Raw genomic sequence first — 19,750 nt, 5'->3', positions numbered from 1 at the left:
GGATTATTCCTTATCCAGTCGTCCGACCAGGCTCAGGTCGAAACTGGCACCCATGTATTTAAAATGCGGTCTGACAGAAATCGCGACCTGGTACCAGCCCGGCTCACCATCCACATCCAGTACCTCGATCTTAGCCTGACGCAAAGGCCGGTGGCTGCGGACTTCGGCAGGCGGATTTTCCTGGTCAGCAACATACTGGCGAATCCAGGTGTTCAGCTCACGCTCCAGGTCACTACGTTCTTTCCATGAGCCAAGCTGTTCGCGCTGAATTACCTTGATGTAATGCGCTAACCTGCTGATAACAAACAAGTATGGCAGCTGGGTGCCGAGTTTATAGTTGGTCTCCGCAGCCTTGCCTTCGGGGGTTTTGGGGAATGTTTTGGGTTTCTGCACCGAGTTGGCCGAGAAAAAGCACGCATTATCAGACCCTTTACGCATGGTCAGTGTGATAAAGCCCTCTTCCGCCAGCTCATACTCTCTCCGGTCAGTGATCAACACTTCAGTCGGAATTTTTGCCTGCATTTGCCCCATGGATTCATACAGATGCACCGGGAGGTCTTTGACTGCGCCGCCGCTGGAAGGGCCAATAATATTTGGGCACCAGCGATACTTAGCAAAACTTTCCGCCAGGTTGGCGGCCAGTAAAAACGAGGTATTCCCCCACAGATAAGACTCATGACTCTGGCTGACATCTTCATGGTAACGGAAGGTTTTGACAGGGTTTTCATCCGGTGAGTAAGGGTGGCGCAGCAGGAACCGGGGGGCGGTCAGGCCCAGGTAACGGGAATCTTCCGATTCACGCAGGGCGCGCCAGCGGGAGTAGGCCGGGCCTTCAAAGATGGCACCCGGTTCTTTGATCCCCGGTAACTCTGTCCATGAATCCAGACCGAAAAATTCGGATGATACTGACGACAGGAACGGGCTGTGCGCCATCGCGCTGACCTGGCTGATATATTTCAGCAGCTTCATATCCGGCGTGGTGTTCTTAAAGGCAAAGTTGCCGATTACCGCCGCCACTGGCTCACCGCCAAATTGTCCGTAACCGCTTGAATATACATGCTTGTAATACGCAGACTGCGTGATTTCAGGTGCAAATTCGAAATCATCCAGCAGTTCTTCCTGAGTGACATTCAGGAAATGGACTTTGATGTTTTCCCGTGTATCCGCGCGTTCAACCAGCAGCTTCAGCGAGCGCAGCAGGGATTCCAGTTCCTGAAACTCCGGGGCATGAATAATGGCATCCATCTGCCTGCTGGTTCGGGCATCAATATCAGCAATCATGGCGTCAACGGCCAGGATATTGATAGGTTCAGCGCTACTGTCGCCCTGTAACATGGCGGCAATAAAGGCGCTCACGCCCTGGCGGGTGATATCGTAGCTTTCTGATTTAGGCTGGACGCGGGTTTGCGCCATGATTTCATCAAGCAGAGATGGGGGCGCGGCGGTTTGAGACGCGCTGACGGGAGCAATTTCTTCCTTTACTGACATACTGAATATCCTTCTGTGAAAATTATTTCTGAACGGCGATACCCAGTTCCTGGATCAGCTGCTCGCGGGTGTCTTCGTTTTCCAGTAGCGCCTGAAGTTGTGCGCGGAAGGCCGGAATATTGCCTAGTGGAGACTTAAGTGCGACCAGGGCTTCACGCAATTCGAGCAGACGTTTTATTTCTGGTACCTGGCTGGCAATATGGTCAGGAGAAAGGTCATCCATAGATTTGACTTTCAGGTTGACGTACATTTGCTCATTGGGAGCGTCACTGAGTTCAGCCGGAACAACAAACTCCCGTTCAATGTCAGCTTCTGAAATGACTGCGTTGAGGTTATAGCGGTTGATAGCAATGGCAGTTCGCTCATCCAACGGCGTGTTATCTGGTTTCCCTTTCAGATTGCCGGTGATCAATAAATTCAGCGGCAATTCGATATCAGCAGCCACCCCATCAACTTTTGGTGTATACCGAACGCTGATTCTTTCTTTCGGCGCGACACTGCCGCCATTGTTGTTCATTTTGCTCATAAAAATGTTCCCGTTCAGGCCATGAGCACAGCATTTTCGTACTGCATACAAATACCGACAATACCGTTTCAGTGGCAGTTAGATAATGTAACCTTCCTTCTGTTGTGATCGGTATTCTACTCATGAAATAAAATATTAAAAGAACTATTTATATTTTTGAAAGAGATGTATCCTTCATTATTAATACATGAGAGTTAAATCAATTTGGTATTTATAGACTTAGTGAATATGATTTTACGGCTAATAAAGTTACATAATGCATTGATTTATATGCGTTTATTAAATTGATTAATAAGTTTTATGTATGGTTTTATAAATAAATTAATTAATTGCTAGAAATACATCATAAGAAATTCCTTTAAGGAATATCTTAATTGCGTGCCGGAACGATTGTGAAGTAAGTGTTGTAATGATTGATTTTTGAAGAAATTGTAGGTTTTTATGGGGGTAAGGATACGTTATGGATAATTCTACTGTTGATGTTGATATATTTTTAGCTTATGTGATCGTGTTCTGAAATTGACTAAAAATATATTTAAACACCATAAAAGAGTTTTTCGGTAGGTGCTAATTACGTGTGCCTGTAACTCGAATAAAGAAAAGGGTGTGGTTCCTGATGTGAGCCGCATCACACTCTAACCTGTCGGGGATTAACGACGGGTTGTTCGTAAAACAGCAGTTGATAATTTCACAAGGAGTTCATAAATGCCAACCCCATGTTACATTTCAATTACAGGTCAGACCCAGGGGAACATCACTGCCGGTGCTTTCACCGCAGATTCTGTCGGCAATATCTACGTGCAGGGACACGAAGATGAAATGCTGGTGCAGGAGTTTCTGCATAACGTTACTGTTCCAACCGATCCGCAGTCTGGTCAGCCTTCCGGGCAGCGTGCTCACAAACCGTTCATTTTCACCGTGGCGCTGAACAAAGCCGTTCCGCTGCTGTACAACGCGCTGGCCTCCGGTGAAATGCTGCCGAAAGTGGAGCTGCACTGGTGGCGTACCTCTGTTGAAGGCAAGCAGGAGCACTACTTCACCACACGTCTTACTGACGCGACGATTGTGGACATGAACCTGCATATGCCGCACTGCCAGGACCCTGCACAGCGTGAGTTTACGCAATTGCTCGCAGTATCACTGGCCTACCGTAAGGTTGAGTGGGAGCACATCAAATCCGGTACTTCTGGTGCCGATGACTGGCGTGCACCGCTGGAAGCATAAATCTGAGTCAACAACATCCTGCCTCCGTGCAGGATGTTGTTTTTGTACGTGTAAAAAATGAGTGTCAGTAAGGAGTTACGCTTTCATGAGGGAGATGGTGGATGCCGGAAACCCGGGCGGTAGCGTACCTGAAAATGTAAAGATGAGTGTAACGCTGCACTGGCACCCTTTGCTGCATGGTGGGAATCATTTGGTCCGTGAATGAATCAGGGAGGTCATTATGTCCTTAAAAGGTCTTCGCTTTACGCTGGAGGTTGACGGCCAGGAGCCGGACACCTTTGCAGTGGTGAATTTCAGGTTAATCCAGAACCAGTCTTATCCGTTTGTGATGAGTGTGGATGTCGCCAGCGATTCTTTTATGCAGACGGCGGAGATGCTGCTGGAGAAGAAGGCAACGCTGACCATCTGGCAGGGCGTCATCCCGCAGCGTTATGTCACTGGCGTGGTGGCAGGGTTTGGTATGCAGGAGAACAACGGCTGGCAGATGCGTTATCACCTGCGTATTGAGCCGCCGTTATGGCGGTGCGGGCTGCGGCAGAACTTCCGCATCTTCCAGCAGCAGGATATCCGGACGATATCGGCCACGTTACTGAACGAGAACGGCGTCACAGAGTGGACGCCGCTGTTTTATGAGGACCATCCGGCGCGGGAGTTCTGTGTGCAGTACGGGGAGTCGGACCTGGCGTTTCTGGCGCGGCTGTGGGCGGAGGAGGGGATTTTCTTCTTTGAGCGGTTTGCGGCGGACAGTCCGGAGCAGAAGCTGACGCTGTGCGACGATGTGGCGGGGCTGTCACAGGCGGGGGAGTTTCCGTTTAACCCGGACACATCGGCAGGAGCGGAGACGGAGTGTGTCAGTATGTTCCGTTATGAGGCGCATGTCCGCCCGTCGTCGGTGCAGAGCCAGGATTACACGTTTAAGGTGCCGGACTGGCCGGGGATGTATGAGCAGCAGGGTGAGAGCCTGAACGGACAGCTTGAACAGTATGAAATATTTGATTATCCGGGAAGGTTCAAGGATGAGCAGCACGGCAAGGATTTCACGCTGTACCGGATGGAGAGCCTGCGCAGTGATGCGGAAAAGGCCACAGGGCAGAGTAATTCGCCGAAGCTGTGGCCGGGGACGCGGTTTACGCTGACGGGGCATCCGCAGAAGATGCTGAACCGTGAATGGCAGGTGGTACAGAGCATTCTGTCAGGAGACCAGCCGCAGGCGCTTCACGGCAGCCAGGGGAGAGGAACCACGCTGGGAAATCAGTTAGAGGTGATACCGGCAGACCGGACGTGGCGTCCACGGCTGCAAAGCAAACCGAAGGTGGACGGGCCACAGAGCGCCATTGTCACCGGTCCCGCAGGAGAGGAAATCTTCTGCGACGAACACGGACGTGTGCGAGTGCAGTTTCACTGGGACAGGTATAACCCGGCAACGGAGGCGAGTTCGTGCTGGGTGAGGGTGTCACAGGCGTGGGCGGGGCCGGGTTTCGGCAATCTGGCGATACCGCGGGTGGGCCAGGAGGTGATTGTTGATTTCCTGAACGGAGACCCGGACCAGCCGGTGGTCATGGGGCGGACGTACCATGAAGATAACCGCTCCCCGGGTGACCTGCCGGGAACGAAGACGCAGATGACCATCCGGTCAAAAACCTATAAAGGAAGCGGATTTAACGAGCTGCGGTTTGAAGACGCCACCAGTAATGAGCAGGTGTATATCCATGCGCAGAAGAACATGGACACGGAGGTGCTCAACGACCGGACAACGGATGTGAAACATGACCATACGGAAACCATCGGTAACGACCAGAAGATAACGGTGGTGAAGGGGCAGACGGTTCAGGTCGGGACCAGAAAAGAAGGGGGCCACGACCAGAGTATCACGGTGGCGAATGACCGGCGCATAACGGTACGCAACGACCAGACGCTGAAGGTGACGAACGACCGGACGGTGAGCGTGAGTCATGATGACGGCCTGTACGTCAGAAATGACCGTAGGGTGACGGTGAAAGGGAAGCAGGAGCATAAGACGACGGGGAACCATGTCAGCCTGGTGGAGGGAAAGCACAGCCTGGTGGTGAAGGGGGACCTGGCGAGGAAGGTGAGTGGCGCGCTGGGGATAAAGGTGGACGGGGAAATCGTGCTGGAGAGCAGCAGCCGGATAAGCCTGAAAGTGGGTGGTTCGTTTGTGGTCATCCATTCAGGGGGCGTGGACATCGTCGGGCCGAAAATCAATCTCAATAGCGGCGGTAGTCCGGGAACGCCGGTGCCGACGCTGCAACCGACGGTGCTGAAAGCGCTGGCAGATGATAAAAGTTTAGCGGCTGAGCAAAATGATAGTAATGCATCGTCCGATCAGAATGATAACAACGATGAGGGTGAGGAAGCGCCAGAAAAATCGGTGTGTAAGGAGTGCCTGAAAAGGGCGCAGGAAGCCGCCGCCGCTTTTGCGCCTCGTGGATAAGGGAGAAAGACAATGATAACAGTATCGCCACACGCTACCGATCAAGACAAATATATTATCTGGCTGAAGCAGGCTGAATCATTCTGTTCTGCCGCTGGTTTGGATTACATAGATGTGCTTGTTGACCAGGCTGGAACAGACCAACCTTTGCAAAATGATATGCTTCATCTGTGGCCAGCCATTCACTGGTATGCCTTGTTTGAAGGAACGCCTGAAGCTGAGACGATGGAGTATTCCCCTGTAGTGTTACGCCTGTACTTTGCGCTCAGTAGCCATCGCAAATTTCTGGCACAACTGATGGCGTCATTTGCTGATACGCCGCGTCTTACTTTGTTGATATCCCCTCTTACATTCGACCTGCTGGGGCGGCATCTTCAGGTATTGTCACAGGTTCAGTGGGAAGAACAGACCGGATTGCTGCGTTACTATGATAATCGGGTGTTCCCTTTACTGTTCACTCATGTTTTGACCAACGAGCAGCAAGCGACATTTACGGATATTGCATTGTTCTGGAGCTGGTTAGACCGTGATGGAGAGATTAACTGGAAATCAGGAAGTTTTTCACCAGAACGCAGGCTTACTGACAACCCGGAGATGAATCGGGTGGATGATGTACAGGTGGGATTGATGGGCTGTATCTGCGACGCTGAAGCCCTGATGAAGGAGAAAGCAGTCAGTGAACTCAGTCAGGAAAGCTATTTTTCGCACTGTCTTGATATTGCTATCAGGGCCAATGACGCGGGATATTTCGGGGCTTTGCGGGACTTCGAGGGATAATATTGTGGTGATGTACAGGGGTATACACAAAATCATTCAAGTTGCATCAAGGCGGCAAGCGGGCGAATCCCCAGGAGCGTGCATAAGTACGTGACTGGGGTGAGTGAACGCAGCCAACGCAGAGTCAGCTTGAAGGACGATGTGTATATTTATCTTTTTAAAATTCCGTAGCTGTTAATATCAAGAGATAATCGTGAAATAAACGGAAAATCAAGCTCGACATGTAATGGTAGTATCCATCATGTTGCATTTGTGTTCGATCGTAATGTCAGTTCACGTGGTTGCAATATATTTTGCGTAATATCATCAATGCTCTGTCGATATCCCAATGTGTGACAATCGAAAGATATGTGTTTTATTTGCTTCTTTGTCAAAGCTTTGTTGTCGTAGAAATAATACCAATTAATCAAAATCTCGCAAAGTAAAGGAACCAGCAATATGCCCGTCGAAATAAAGAATGGTATTGGTGTGAGAGCGATTTTTAAATATTTTTCGCTAATGGTTTTATTTGCAGTGCCAGGCTGTTCAATGACGAGAAATAGCGGTGATTACACTGCTGGAGATATTAAAGGTATGAACCATACCGATGTTGCTATTAATTATTTCAGTATCAATGGCTATGGCGGGCAAAATATAGTTCCGTTCGGGGAGCGGGGGGGTATTGTTGCGTTATGTTGCCAGATAAGTGGCATTCTGGATTAAAAGCCCGGATTGAGTGGGGAATTACACCAAATACAGTCCCTCTGCCACCACTCTATAAGGATTGGGATAAATATCAGGCCTGGGAGAAAAAACTCAAAGAAAGTTACATTCAACATACCGCAATTGTTGATATCCCGGAATACGGTGCTGAGCGTTGTGGCATGACCGTTCATTTTCTGCCATGCAATCAGATAAAAGTGACAACAGTCTGCCAAGGGTATGGTACACCAAATTATCCCATCAAAGAACCCCGCGAGATGAAGGAACCAGCAACATGTCCATCAAAATAAGGAAAAGTATAAGTATGAGAGCGATTTTCAAATGTTATTCTCTAATGATTTTATTTGCAGTATCAGGCTGTTCAATGGCGAGAAATAGCGGTGATTACACTGCTGTGGATATTAACGGGATAAATCATACGGATAAGGCTATAAATTATATACACATCAATGGTTACGGCGGACCAAATATTGGTCCATTCGGGGACGGTGGAGGATATTGTTGCGTTATGCTGCCAGATAAGTGGCATTCTGGATTAAAAGCCCGAGTTGAGTGGGAGGTTGATCCAAATACAGCTCCTCTGCCTCCAGGCTATAAGGACAGGGAGAAATTTGAAGCATGGAAGAAAGTTGCGCTAAACAGTTTTAGAAAATATTCAACAATTGTTGATATCCCGGAATATGATGCTGAGCTTTGTGGCCTGACCGTTCATTTTCTATCGTGCAATCAGATAAAAGTGACAACCGTCTGCCAGAAATATGGCACACCAAATTATCCTATCAAAGAACCCCGCGAGATGAAGGAACCAGCAACATGTCCAGCAAAATAAGAAATGGAATGAATATAACAAAAGTAGTTAAAGGCTGTCTGGTATTAATTTTGATGGTGATTTCGGGTTGCTCAGCAGCTAATTACGACGATTATACTGCAGGTGATCTCCGGGCAATAAATCATATTAAAGGTATCAGTATTAATTGGTTCACCGTAAATGGTTATCGGGTCCATGGTTTGGGCGGTGGATATTGCTGCATAATGTTACCAGAGAAGTGGCATTCTGGATTAAAAGCCCGGATCGAGTGGGAAGTAGACCCGACCCCCCTTGAACCTATTGCAATGAAAAAAGAAGGTTTTGGCTATGAAGAAGATGCTTATGCTAAACATGCTGCAAATTATCAAAAATATAAAGTAATTGTTGATATCCCGGAATACGGCGCTGAACGTTGTGGCCTGACCGTTCATTTTCTGCCGTGTAATCAGATTAAAGTGACAACCGTCTGCGAGGGCTATGGTACACCGAATTATCCTATCAAAGAACCCCGCGAGATGAAGGAACCTGCAACATGTCCAGCAAAATAAGTGGTCTGGCTTTTCCGTGTTATGCCCCCCCGGTGTTCCCTGAAGATGGGCGATTAATATTATCTGAAGCGCAGGTAAACGCGAACTACCTAAAACAAATCAATAAAACAGAAGAGCACAAAACCAACTGTAGTAAACAGGCTGGATTTAGAATTGGCTTTACGTGTAATCAAAGTCTGCATATTAGTCTGTTTTTTGATGGTACAAATAATAATGAATATAATGACACTCCTGGACACCCAACCAATATTGCCAAACTGTTTCATACGACCTATCAGAACGCAGAAGAACAGGGATATTTTAACTACTATATACCGGGTGTAGGCACACCATTTCCCAAGATAGGTGAAATGGATTACAGCAACAGCGGGCTGGAGTTCGCTACTGGTGGTGAAGATCGAATTAATTGGGCATTATTACGCCTCGTGGATGCCCTGAGCTATTCCATTGACCCTTCCCATAAGCGACTGGATGATAATGTGGCAAAAGAGCACATTCCTCTTATGCGCGCTCCCTGGCCTATGACTGGTGAAGTGAATCGTCGCAATGTGATTAACCCCTACCTGGAAAAATTACAGGGACTGTTAGAGCAAGCCAGTCCGCGCCTGCTAAACGTAAAGCTGTTTATCTACGGATTTTCCCGTGGCGCAGCGGAAGCACGAACTTTTGTTAACTGGTTGACTCAGTTAGCTTGCCCGCAGGAGCAACAGGTGATGCTGGCCGGGTTAGCTGTCAGTATTGAGTTTTTGGGGCTGCTGGATACCGTAGCTTCTGTGGGGGCGGCGCATGTTTTACCGGGCGCTGCCGGTCATATGGGATGGGCCGATAGTACTCAGCAACTCCCTGATGAGAGGCAGTTTCCCGGCCTGATTAAATGCTGCCGCCACTTCGTTGCCGCGCATGAGCAGCGGCTGTGCTTTCCGCTGGATTCAATCCGTCGTCCAGACGGAAATTATCCTTTAAATGCAGAGGAAATTATCTATCCGGGGATGCACTCTGATGTCGGTGGTGGCTATCCCGTTCGCGATCAGGGGAAGTCCTGTGGTGACTCAGGCGACATTCTTTCTCAGATAGCCCTGCATGATATGTATCTTGCTGCATTTGATTCAGGAGCACCACTTGCTGTTTATTCTAAATTTGTTACTCCATTAATAAAAGGTGTGTCGCCTCTGCGAATTATGAGTCCTTCTAGCGTAAAGGAATTTACGATTGCTAATTCATTAACAAAACGCTTCAACATCTGGCGACAAACGCTGCTGAACACCACTTTGCAGGGCACAGAAGAAATGATTGATACGAGGGAAGGTTATCACCCCTATCAACTTGCCCAGGTTCTTGAAAGCGCAATTAGTGACCAGATCGGCTGGATCACCGCCTGGCGTATCGGTCGCTATGCGAATAACAGTCTTCTTGTACAACCTTTTTATATTAAGGCGCCACAACTGGATAAAGATGGACTTGATAAAGAGGCCCAAGCGCGCGAAGAACAAATGGAAAATATCGAAAAAGAGCGGGTGAACAAGCAGAAAGGCAATGGCACACTTGATGAAAGTAATCAGGGCATACCTATCCTTGACCCGACGAACGCTCAGTACCAGTTGCGAGAGGCAGCCCGAGAATTTCAGAGCGATTATAAAGGATGGACGCGCGATATTAACGGCAGCGTCACGGAGAGAGCCATTCAGATTCTTGTGGATGTCATTCCTAAATATCCGGTGTATCTGATTAATGGCGATGATGAAGCAAAAGAATATCAGCAAATTAAGGCTATGGGAGACGGACTCTATCCACAATTTTTTATTGATTCACTGGGAACGGGAACGGGAACGCGAACTCAGCCCTGCGCTGAATTACTGGCTCTCTATGATGACCAGGTTCACGACTCCCGCGCCTGGTTTATGCAAAGTTCGCTGGGTGGACGCGAACCCTGGGGCGGTTATTTTCGCTACCGCATGATTTACTTCGGTGATGAGGCTAATAAAGAGCTGAAGCTAATCTCTGCAGATGGCGAAGTTGTTGGCGATCAGCCCACATCCAACCGGGTCATTTATTGGATGGAATCGAAAACGGTGAGCCGAGGTTAAGTTCATAAGATTGAGGGGTTGGAGACCGGGAAAATGTAGACATGTAGTGCCTAATCACCCCAGTTCAAACCCATCCGCATCCCGCCATGCCGGAAACTTCACTCTGTACTCCCAGGGAAAGGTCAAGTAATCAGGGAAAGATCATCAGGAGTACACTTTTTGTACTAAATAATTCGCATTTTATGTTCAATAATTGAGGTGTTCCTTATTACCTAAAGCTGTTTTTCATTGCTTATGCATGATCAAATACTCATTGCATAATTAAGGGGGGCAAAATGGATCTTAAAAAATTGATGGAACATATTTCTATTATCCCCGATTCCAGGCAAGCCTGGAAAGTGGAACATAAATTGCCAGATATTCTATCTGTTAACTATTTGCGCCGTTATTTTTGGTGCATAAGGCTGGGAAGATATAGAGGATTTGGGAAAACACATCCCGATTTTTTGAAGTGATATGGTGATTTTGAAAATGGTATTCCTGTTCACGATATCATTGCCAGAGTTGTATCCTGTATCAGTCCTGCAAAATTTCATGAGTGCTTTATTAACTGGATGCGTGACTGCCATTCCTCAGATGATAAAGATGTCATGGCAATTGATGGAAAAACGCTTCGGCACTCTTATGACAAGAGTCGCCGCAAGGGAGCGATTTATGTCATTAAAATCCGTCTTCATATTATTTGCGATGTCCCTGATGAACTTATTGATTTCACGTTTGAATGGAAAGAGCTGAAGAAATTATGCATGGCAGTCTCCTTTCGTTCAATAATAACAGAACAAAAGAAAGAGCCAGAAATGACGGACAGATATTATAGCATTTCTGCTGATTTAACCGCAGAGAAGTTCGCCACAGCGAACCGAAATCACTGGTACGTGGAGAATAAGCTGCACTGGCATCTGGATGTGGTAATGAATAAAGACGACTTCAAAATAAGAAGAGGAAATGCAGCATAATTATTTTCAGGGATACGGAAGATCGCTATTAATACTTTAACGAAAGATAAGATACTCAAGGCAGGGGCAAGATGTAAGATGTGAAAAGCAGCTGCGGACAGAGACTACCTCGCGTCAGTCCTTGCGGGGGCGGGCTTTCGTAATCTTGCTCTGCAAGGGATGATAAAAAGTGCAACTTTATTCCACGCAGCTATTTAGACAGCGTACAGTAAACAAATGAAAGTTGTTATTTCAATGGTCAGGGCAAGAGCATGAAGTGTTTACTACACACTATGCTCTTGTCCTGGCGTCAGGTCTTGTTTGGAGGGATAAATGGTAGATATTGTCGAGGCCGATAAAACGGATATTTATTTCATTCAGGAGAGTGTTTATGGCAAAATCGGGTTGCCAGCTTTTGGTAATACAATAGGACCATCCGCACAGCAAGTTGTTAAAAAGGTATTCGCTGTCGTTAAAGAACGAGATAAGACACATGCAAAACAGAGATTATTGTTGGAATATAATGGTAACAAACTCTGGATGAATGCTATTGATGGCAGTGAAGCTATCCTACCAACAGAATTTTCTAAGCGATACGAACTTTCATTATTCAATACTACTAATTTTGGAGAAGATCCTTTTCCTGATGTTAATTTATATAATAATATGAAATCAAGTTTTTTTGTAAGGTTTGGTGGAACATCCCATCCCGAGGCTTGGGCTATTTATAATGCAAGTACGAAAGAGGTTAAATATATAGAAACTGCAAGAGAAATTGATAAAATATTCAGTGATTTTAACTTGCGTGGTACATTGCCAATTCACATTGGTCAATGATTTTTTAAATTGTGTGATTAAATAATTGAACATTAATGATGATTTATAGCATCATTATTATTCTATAACATGAATAAACGGATTGAATGTGTTATGTTAAAAATGAGTTTATACGTAATAATATTGTTATTTTCCCTTCAGTTTAGTGCAGCCATTACTGGCAAGGAAAGTGAGGTTGTTTCACCATTATTAATGGATGTTAATCCTTCACTAACAATGGAAAATATTTCTGAATTATCCACATCATCGGAACCATCGCAACAGGGGGTATTTCCTGTAATATGTACTCGACTTCATCCTGGCTCCGTAATGAAACGTCAGTTATTAACCGGCTGGGGGCCTGTTTTTATAATTGGTGATGATCCTTTTTCTCTGCGCTGGATGAGTGAACATCTGGAGATCCTTAAATCGCTAAATGCCCTTGGTTTGGTTGTTAATGTTGAATCAGTAGAACGAATGGAGGTATTACAGCAGCGGGCTGATGGGTTATTGTTATTGCCAGTTATCTGCGATAATTTTGTGCAAGCTCTGCAATTAAATGCTTATCCGGTATTAATCACAGAGATGGAAATATCACAATGATTAATAACATAATTACTGCTAATAATATGGTGATTTTGAAAATGGTAATCCTGTTCACGACACCATAATCAGAGTTATGTCCTGTATCCGTTCAGTAAAATTTCACGAATGCTTTATTAACCGGATGCGTGAATGTCATTCTTCAGACGACATAGACGTCATTGCGATTGATGGAAAAGCACTTCCACACTCCTGTGATAAAAGTCGTCGCAGGAGAGCGGGCTTTCGTAGTCTTCCCCGACTCTCCCCGGCCCTAAACACAACCCCCACTCACCACAACCTAAACTCATCCGCATCCTGCCATGCCGGAAACTTTTCTCTATATTCCCGCAATGCCATCATCGATAGCTCCGCATCAATGCGCGTTGCCTGATGCGCGTCGGCAGTAGCGATAATCTCGCCTTGTGGATTAATCACCCGGCTGTCACCGCGATAATGGCAGCCGTTGCCATCGCTGCCGACGCGATTACATCCCGCAACATACGCCTGATTCTCAATCGCGCGGGCTGTCAGCAATGCCTGCCAGTGCAGAGAGCGCGGTGCAGGCCAGTTGGCAACGTAGATGGCGAGGTCATAATCGTTGAGATTGCGCGACCACACCGGAAAACGTAAGTCGTAGCACACCAGCGGCAAAATACGCCAGCCGCGCCATTCCACAATCACTCGCTCATTGCCCGCTTTATAATGCAGATGCTCATCTGCCATGCGGAACAGATGACGCTTATCATAAAAATGTACCGTGCCGCCCGGCTCAACCAGCAAAAAGCGGTTAACCGAATCAGACTCCGTTTGTAATGCAACACTGCCTGCAATCAGCGCATTGCACTGCTGCGCTTTAGCGGTCATCCAGCTCACTACGTCATCTTGTGCTAGCGACGAAGCTGCCGCTTCCATGGCAAAGCCGCTGGTAAACATCTCCGGTAGAACGATCACATCGCGCCCGGTAATACCTTCCAGTTGACGATCAAAATGGCGCAGGTTGGCAGGACCATCCATCCACACCAGTGGTTGCTGCAAAAGCGTAATCTTCAAACCAGGCACGGTGTACAACTCCTTTATGCGAAGGGTTTTATAACTCTAACACCTTATCAGGCAGTTGCCTTAGCGCAGAATAAATTGATAACAAATGCTGATATTGGAAATATCTGATTTGCAAATTATCGTGTTATCGCCAGGCTTTAGGGAGTTAATCACATGGGCAGGATAAGCCCGGGAGGAATGATGTTTAAGGCAATAACGACAGTCGCCGCTCTGGTCATCGCCACCAGTGCAATGGCGCAGGATGATTTAACCATTAGCAGTCTTGCAAAGGGCGAAACCACCAAAGCGGCGTTTAATCAGATGGTGCAAGGGCATAAGCTGCCTGCCTGGGTGATGAAAGGCGGTACTTATACTCCCGCACAAACCGTGACATTGGGAGATGAGACGTATCAGGTGATGAGCGCGTGCAAACCGCATGACTGTGGCTCGCAACGTATCGCTGTGATGTGGTCCGAGAAATCTAATCAGATGACGGGGCTGTTCTCGACTATTGATGAGAAAACGTCGCAAGAGAAACTCACCTGGTTGAATGTGAACGATGCGCTTTCGATTGATGGTAAAACGGTGCTGTTCGCGGCGTTGACCGGCAGCCTGGAAAACCATCCGGATGGCTTTAATTTTAAATAATTAGCGGATAAAGAAACGGAGCCTTTCGGCTCCGTTATTCAATTACGCGGCTTCAACTTTCCGCACTTTCTCCGGCAACTTTACCGGCTTCGTCGCCAGCTCTTCCGGATCAAAGTCATCAACGTTAATACTGCGCAGACGGCTTTCTTCAGCTTTCACCAGAATAGCGGCTTCATCTTTATCAATCAGCCCCTTCGCCAGCGCGTTGTGCGCCAGTTCATCCAGACGGGTAAACGGCAGGTTTTTACCCAGCTCTTTACAGATCCGCTGATGAATCGGGTCGGCGGCAATCACATCCACTAGCGCCTCTTCCAGTAAACCAACCGGGTTATGCTCGCTCGGCGTCAGGTACTGACCGCGACCAATGCGGGAACGGGTGGCGTTCGGCACTTGTAAAATCTTCGCCACCTTATGATCCAGCTTGTCAGAAGGTGCCAGATAATGACGTCCGGTCGGGAAGATCACCACATTCAGCAGCCCGGCAACCACGCGGTTCGGGAAGTTTTGCAGTAAATCGTCCATCGCCTGTTCTGCCTGATACAGCGCATCCTGTACGCCCCAGTGCACCAGCGGCAGATCGGCTTCATTACGGCCTTCGTCGTCATAACGCTTCAGAACGGCAGAGGCGAGGTAAAGCTGGCTTAAAATATCCCCCAGACGTGCCGAGATACGCTCGCGACGTTTCAGGCTGCCGCCCAGCACAGCCATCGAGACATCAGAAAGCAGGGCGAGGTTGGCGCTCAGGCGGTTCAGGTGCTGATAGTAGCGTTTAGTGGCATCGCCGGTTGGCGTGCTGCTGGTTAAACCGCGCGTCAGGCCCAGCCAGAAGCTGCGAACTTTGTTGCTACCGACGTGACCGATATGTTTAAACAGGAGTTTATCGAACGCGTTGACGTCATTGTTCTTCGCCGCTTCCATCTCTTCCAGCACGTACGGATGGCAACGAATCGCCCCCTGACCGAAAATCATCATGCTACGGGTCAGAATATTTGCCCCTTCAACGGTGATGGCAATCGGTGCCCCCTGGTAAGCACGGGCCAGGAAGTTGCTTTGCCCGAGCATAATGCCTTTGCCACCAGTGATATCCATCGCATCAATAATCGACTGCTGCCCGCGGTGGGTACAGTGATACTTAACGATAGCCGACAGCACGGCGGGTTTTTCACCGAGCATAATGCCGTAGGTAATCAGCGATGCCGCAGCATCCATTACATAGGCATTACCGGCAATACGCGCCAGCGGCTCTTCAATCCCTTCCATCTTACCAATAGAAATTTTGAACTGACGGCGAATGTGCGCATACGCACCCGTTGCCAGTGCTACCGATTTCACGCCGCCGGTTGAGTTGGAAGGCAGGGTGATGCCGCGGCCTACCGAGAGGCACTCCACCAGCATCCGCCAGCCTTGCCCGGCCATTTTCGGCCCGCCGATGATGTAATCGATCGGCACGAACACATCTTTACCGCGCGTCGGTCCGTTCTGGAACGGTACGTTCAGCGGGAAGTGGCGACGACCAATTTCCACGCCCGGCGTGGTGGTCGGGATCAGCGCACAGGTAATACCTAAATCTTCTGCACCGCCGAGTAATTTCTCCGGGTCGGAGAGTTTAAACGCCAGACCAAGCACGGTCGCAATCGGTGCCAGCGTAATGTAGCGTTTGTTCCAGGTCAGACGCATTCCCAGCACCTGCTGGCCCTGCCATTCGCCCATGCAGACAATCCCGGTATCCGGAATCGCGCCCGCATCGGAACCCGCTTCGGGGCTGGTCAGTGCAAAGCAAGGGATCTCCTGACCACGCGCCAGACGCGGCAGATAGTGATTTTTCTGCTCGTCAGTGCCGTAATGTTGCAGCAGCTCGCCCGGGCCTAATGAGTTCGGCACGCCGACGGTAATCGCCAGGATCCCGCTCACGCCGGAGAGTTTTTGCAGCACGCGAGACTGGGCATAAGCCGAGAACTCCAGCCCGCCGTACTCTTTTTTGATGATCATCGCGAAGAAACGATGCTCTTTAAGGTACGCCCATAACTCCGGCGGCAGGTCCGCCAGCTCATGAGTAATCTGGAAATCATTCGCCATCCGGCAGGCTTCTTCTACCGGACCGTCGAGAAACGCTTGCTCTTCAGCGGTCAGGCGCGGCTGCGGATAGTTATGCAGCTTTTTCCAGTCCGGCTTGCCCTGGAACAAGTCGCCCTCCCACCAGGTGGTGCCCGCATCAATCGCTTCTTTCTCAGTGCGCGACATCGGCGGCATCACCTTACGGAAACCGCGAAATACCGGTGCGGAAATCATCGACTTACGCATAGGCGCAAAGTTAAATGGCACGAGGATAATGGCCAGAGGCACTAGTACCCACGCCGACCACAGACCAGCAACGCCGAGGACGGCTGTCCAGGCGAGCAAAATCAGACTGCTGATAAATAAGCTCACGCGGTGATAGAACAATGCGCCGAGCAGGACAACCGTAGCGAGAATACTCAAAATCATCATAACGAAAAGCCCCTTACTTGTAGGAGGTCTGACCACTTGTGATGATATGGTTGTAGTGGATGTAAAAACATTTAGCAATGTGTTTACAATATAATTACAACAAAGCTCACATTGTTGCTGTTTTTATCCGCACTTCAGGTCAAAAAGTCCTGGTCATAGCACCTGCCCGTACTTCTCGCTTTTGGCGGTATCCGGTACACTGCATTTTGTCTATTACATTTATGCTGAAGGATATCCTCATGTACCAGGATCTTATTCGTAATGAACTGAACGAAGCGGCGGAAACGCTGGCTAACTTTTTAAAAGATGACGCCAATATTCACGCCATTCAGCGCGCGGCGGTCCTGTTAGCAGACAGCTTTAAAGCCGGTGGCAAAGTGCTTTCCTGTGGCAACGGCGGCTCCCATTGCGACGCCATGCACTTTGCCGAAGAGTTGACCGGTCGCTACCGTGAAAACCGTCCGGGCTACCCGGCGATTGCCATTTCTGACGTCAGCCATATTTCCTGCGTCGGTAATGATTTTGGTTTCAATGATATTTTCTCCCGTTACGTTGAAGCGGTAGGTCGCGAAGGCGATGTACTGCTGGGGATCTCCACTTCCGGTAACTCTGCAAACGTGATCAAAGCGATCGCGGCGGCGCGTGAGAAGGGGATGAAAGTGATCACCCTGACCGGTAAAGACGGCGGCAAAATGGCTGGCACGGCGGATATTGAAATTCGCGTTCCGCACTTTGGTTATGCCGACCGCATTCAGGAGATCCACATTAAAGTGATCCATATCCTGATCCAGTTAATTGAAAAAGAGATGGTTAAGTAAGTCTGGCGTAGGCCGGATAAGGCGTTTACGCCGCATCCGGCATTTGTGCTCTGATGCCTGATGCGACGCTGACGCGTCTTATCATGCCTACAATCTGCACCCGAACCGTAGGCCGAATAATGCGTTCACGCCACATCCGACCTGAAAATTCTTAAATCAATCTTCGCCGGGGGCCATGCGCTCCCGCTGTTGTGGAGGTTACCCATGTGCGAATTGCTCGGGATGAGTGCCAACGTCCCTACCGATATCTGCTTTAGTTTCACCGGGCTTGTACAGCGTGGTGGTGGAACCGGGCCACATAAAGATGGCTGGGGCATTACCTTTTACGAAGGTAAAGGCTGTCGCACATTTAAAGATCCGCAACCCAGCTTTAATTCCCCCATCGCCAAACTTGTCCAGGACTACCCGATAAAATCCTGTTCGGTGGTGGCTCATATTCGCCAGGCTAATCGGGGCGAGGTGGCGCTGGAAAATACTCACCCGTTTACCCGCGAGTTATGGGGGCGTAACTGGACTTATGCCCATAATGGACAACTGACGGGCTACAAATCACTGGAAACCGGCAACTTCCGCCCGGTCGGTGAAACCGATAGCGAAAAAGCCTTTTGCTGGCTCCTGCATAAATTAACGCAGCGTTACCCGCGCACACCGGGCAACATGGCGGCAGTGTTTAAATATATCGCCTCACTGGTGGATGAACTGCGGCAGAAGGGCGTTTTCAACATGCTACTTTCGGATGGGCGCTATGTAATGGCGTATTGCTCGACTAATTTACACTGGATCACCCGCCGCGCGCCGTTTGGCGTGGCAACGTTGCTGGATCAGGATGTGGAAATCGACTTCAGCTCGCAGACCACACCGAATGATGTGGTCACGGTGATTGCGACACAGCCGCTGACGGGCAATGAAACCTGGCAAAAGATTATGCCAGGTGAATGGCGCTTATTTTGCCTCGGGGAGCGTGTAGTTTGATGCCAGTTGTGGCTGCACAACTTCGTGGCTTAACGGCTTGCTGACCACGTAACGGCCATTGACCACAGAAACGGTCGGTGGCTTACGGGTTTGCTCAAAGTAGTCGTAGCCTGGCTTCAGTTGCTCCCAGAAGTCCTTAAAGTTGGAATATTTATGGCGCTTCATATTGGCGTCGGTCATACGGAACGGGTAAATACTCACTTGCACGCTCGGCTGACCAAACACCAGCGCACCAGTAACGAACTGGAAGATCTCATCAATACCCTGATTGGTCATCGCGTAGCAGCCGATGGAAACACAATCGCCGTGAATCATCAGGTATTTCCCTTCATAACCATGCGCACGGTCATAGGCGTTTGGGAATCCAATATTAATCGCTTTGTAGTAACGGCTGTCTGGTTTTAACTGATTACGCTGGACGCTATAAAACCCTTCCGGGCTTTTGAAATCGCCCTGACGCTGTTTTGGCCCTAAGCCGCCGGAATATTTACAGATTTTATAGCTGTCGAGCAGTTGATATTGCTCGCCCATTTTGACGTAGAGATCGAGCGTACGTTCTTCCTTGAAGATCTGGATGTAGACAGGGGATCCCATCAACTGCTGCTTATACTCTTTGCTCACTGGCGTGGTCGAGCTACTGCTGCCCAGCAAACCGGCAAACGAAACGCACGGGATCAACAACATCGCAAGAATTAATGCGATTTTACGCATACTGCTTATTCCTTGATAAAACGGTTACACACGCCAGGACGGCAAAATGGATCCCAAATCGGAATAGTCTGGATTGGGAAGGCTCACATTATCACCAAAAGAGTTTTACGCAAGCCTGTCGGCGCAGGGTT

At 48.7% G+C, this 19,750-nt stretch carries 16 protein-coding genes and 3 pseudogenes; 14 read left to right on the top strand and 5 right to left on the bottom strand.

From position 1 onward, the window contains the following. Positions 1-3 precede the first annotated feature (3 nt). Positions 4-1,488, bottom strand: coding sequence for a type VI secretion system contractile sheath large subunit (gene tssC, locus ACJHYO_RS08015; protein WP_000111582.1), 1,485 nt, complete (start codon positions 1,486-1,488; stop codon positions 4-6). A 22-nt stretch (positions 1,489-1,510) separates the two neighbouring features. Then, positions 1,511-2,014, bottom strand: a complete 504-nt coding sequence (gene tssB, locus ACJHYO_RS08010) for a type VI secretion system contractile sheath small subunit (protein ID WP_000041480.1) — start codon at positions 2,012-2,014, stop codon at positions 1,511-1,513. A 705-nt stretch (positions 2,015-2,719) separates the two neighbouring features. Here tssB and ACJHYO_RS08005 point away from each other — a divergent pair. The 11 genes and pseudogenes from ACJHYO_RS08005 to ACJHYO_RS07955 all read left to right on the top strand — a co-directional run. Beyond that, positions 2,720-3,238, top strand: coding sequence for an Hcp family type VI secretion system effector (locus ACJHYO_RS08005; protein WP_001142963.1), 519 nt, complete (start codon positions 2,720-2,722; stop codon positions 3,236-3,238). Positions 3,239-3,458: 220 nt separating this feature from the next. Then, on the top strand, positions 3,459-5,690 hold the full coding sequence (locus ACJHYO_RS08000; RefSeq protein ID WP_410232435.1) for a type VI secretion system Vgr family protein: 2,232 nt from the start codon (positions 3,459-3,461) through the stop codon (positions 5,688-5,690). Between the two features lie 12 nt (positions 5,691-5,702). Beyond that, on the top strand, positions 5,703-6,467 hold the full coding sequence (locus tag ACJHYO_RS07995; protein WP_001524065.1) for a DUF4123 domain-containing protein: 765 nt from the start codon (positions 5,703-5,705) through the stop codon (positions 6,465-6,467). A 438-nt stretch (positions 6,468-6,905) separates the two neighbouring features. Further along, positions 6,906-7,459, top strand: a pseudogene (locus ACJHYO_RS07990) (DUF3304 domain-containing protein). Continuing rightward, positions 7,444-7,998 (top strand): DUF3304 domain-containing protein, encoded by a 555-nt coding sequence (locus ACJHYO_RS07985; protein ID WP_000023344.1) that lies wholly within the window; start codon positions 7,444-7,446, stop codon positions 7,996-7,998. The pseudogene ACJHYO_RS07990 and the gene ACJHYO_RS07985 overlap by 16 nt, the downstream one beginning before the upstream one ends. Then, complete coding sequence (locus ACJHYO_RS07980; protein WP_001518352.1) at positions 7,983-8,525, top strand: DUF3304 domain-containing protein; 543 nt, start codon at positions 7,983-7,985, stop codon at positions 8,523-8,525. Before ACJHYO_RS07985 ends, ACJHYO_RS07980 begins: the two co-directional genes overlap by 16 nt. Then, positions 8,510-10,609 (top strand): phospholipase effector Tle1 domain-containing protein, encoded by a 2,100-nt coding sequence (locus tag ACJHYO_RS07975; protein WP_033549822.1) that lies wholly within the window; start codon positions 8,510-8,512, stop codon positions 10,607-10,609. The genes ACJHYO_RS07980 and ACJHYO_RS07975 overlap by 16 nt, the downstream gene beginning before the upstream one ends. A 275-nt stretch (positions 10,610-10,884) precedes the next feature. Beyond that, a pseudogene (locus tag ACJHYO_RS07970) lies at positions 10,885-11,649 on the top strand (ISAs1 family transposase). 228 nt (positions 11,650-11,877) lie between these two features. Then, on the top strand, positions 11,878-12,381 hold the full coding sequence (locus ACJHYO_RS07965) for a hypothetical protein (RefSeq protein ID WP_033549824.1): 504 nt from the start codon (positions 11,878-11,880) through the stop codon (positions 12,379-12,381). A 93-nt stretch (positions 12,382-12,474) separates the two neighbouring features. Continuing rightward, the gene (locus ACJHYO_RS07960) at positions 12,475-12,963 is read left to right on the top strand and encodes an integrating conjugative element protein (RefSeq protein ID WP_001298174.1); all 489 of its coding nucleotides are present in this window, start codon (positions 12,475-12,477) and stop codon (positions 12,961-12,963) included. A gap of 25 nt (positions 12,964-12,988) precedes the next feature. Beyond that, positions 12,989-13,183 (top strand): annotated as a pseudogene (locus tag ACJHYO_RS07955) (ISAs1 family transposase); the annotation flags it as partial. 50 nt (positions 13,184-13,233) lie between these two features. On the opposite strand, the gene yafV reads toward ACJHYO_RS07955, so the two are convergent. After that, positions 13,234-14,004: a 2-oxoglutaramate amidase gene (gene yafV, locus ACJHYO_RS07950; protein WP_001118054.1), complete on the bottom strand. Its 771-nt coding sequence runs from the start codon at positions 14,002-14,004 to the stop codon at positions 13,234-13,236. Between the two features lie 180 nt (positions 14,005-14,184). On the opposite strand from yafV, the gene ivy reads away from it, so the two are divergent. Then, entirely contained in the window at positions 14,185-14,631 is a 447-nt protein-coding gene (gene ivy, locus ACJHYO_RS07945; protein ID WP_001308392.1) for an Ivy family C-type lysozyme inhibitor, read from the top strand. Positions 14,632-14,673: 42 nt separating this feature from the next. On the opposite strand, the gene fadE is transcribed toward ivy, so the two are convergent. After that, positions 14,674-17,118: an acyl-CoA dehydrogenase FadE gene (gene fadE, locus ACJHYO_RS07940; RefSeq protein WP_000973130.1), complete on the bottom strand. Its 2,445-nt coding sequence runs from the start codon at positions 17,116-17,118 to the stop codon at positions 14,674-14,676. 239 nt (positions 17,119-17,357) lie between these two features. On the opposite strand from fadE, the gene lpcA reads away from it, so the two are divergent. Then, complete coding sequence (lpcA, locus tag ACJHYO_RS07935) at positions 17,358-17,936, top strand: D-sedoheptulose 7-phosphate isomerase (RefSeq protein ID WP_000284050.1); 579 nt, start codon at positions 17,358-17,360, stop codon at positions 17,934-17,936. 204 nt (positions 17,937-18,140) lie between these two features. Beyond that, entirely contained in the window at positions 18,141-18,908 is a 768-nt protein-coding gene (locus ACJHYO_RS07930) for a class II glutamine amidotransferase (RefSeq protein ID WP_001468560.1), read from the top strand. On the opposite strand, the gene dpaA is transcribed toward ACJHYO_RS07930, so the two are convergent. Continuing rightward, positions 18,879-19,619 carry a peptidoglycan meso-diaminopimelic acid protein amidase gene (gene dpaA, locus ACJHYO_RS07925; protein WP_001225679.1) on the bottom strand — a complete coding sequence of 247 codons (741 nt, stop codon included), beginning with the start codon at positions 19,617-19,619 and terminating at the stop codon, positions 18,879-18,881. The two genes, ACJHYO_RS07930 and dpaA, sit on opposite strands and share 30 nt — an antisense overlap. Positions 19,620-19,750 lie beyond the last annotated feature (131 nt).

Origin of the sequence: Escherichia sp. WS1118 (assembly GCF_046487695.1) — a bacterium.
Classification (GTDB): Bacteria; Pseudomonadota; Gammaproteobacteria; order Enterobacterales; family Enterobacteriaceae; genus Escherichia; species Escherichia coli.
This window is presented reverse-complemented; position numbering and strand designations above follow the sequence as displayed.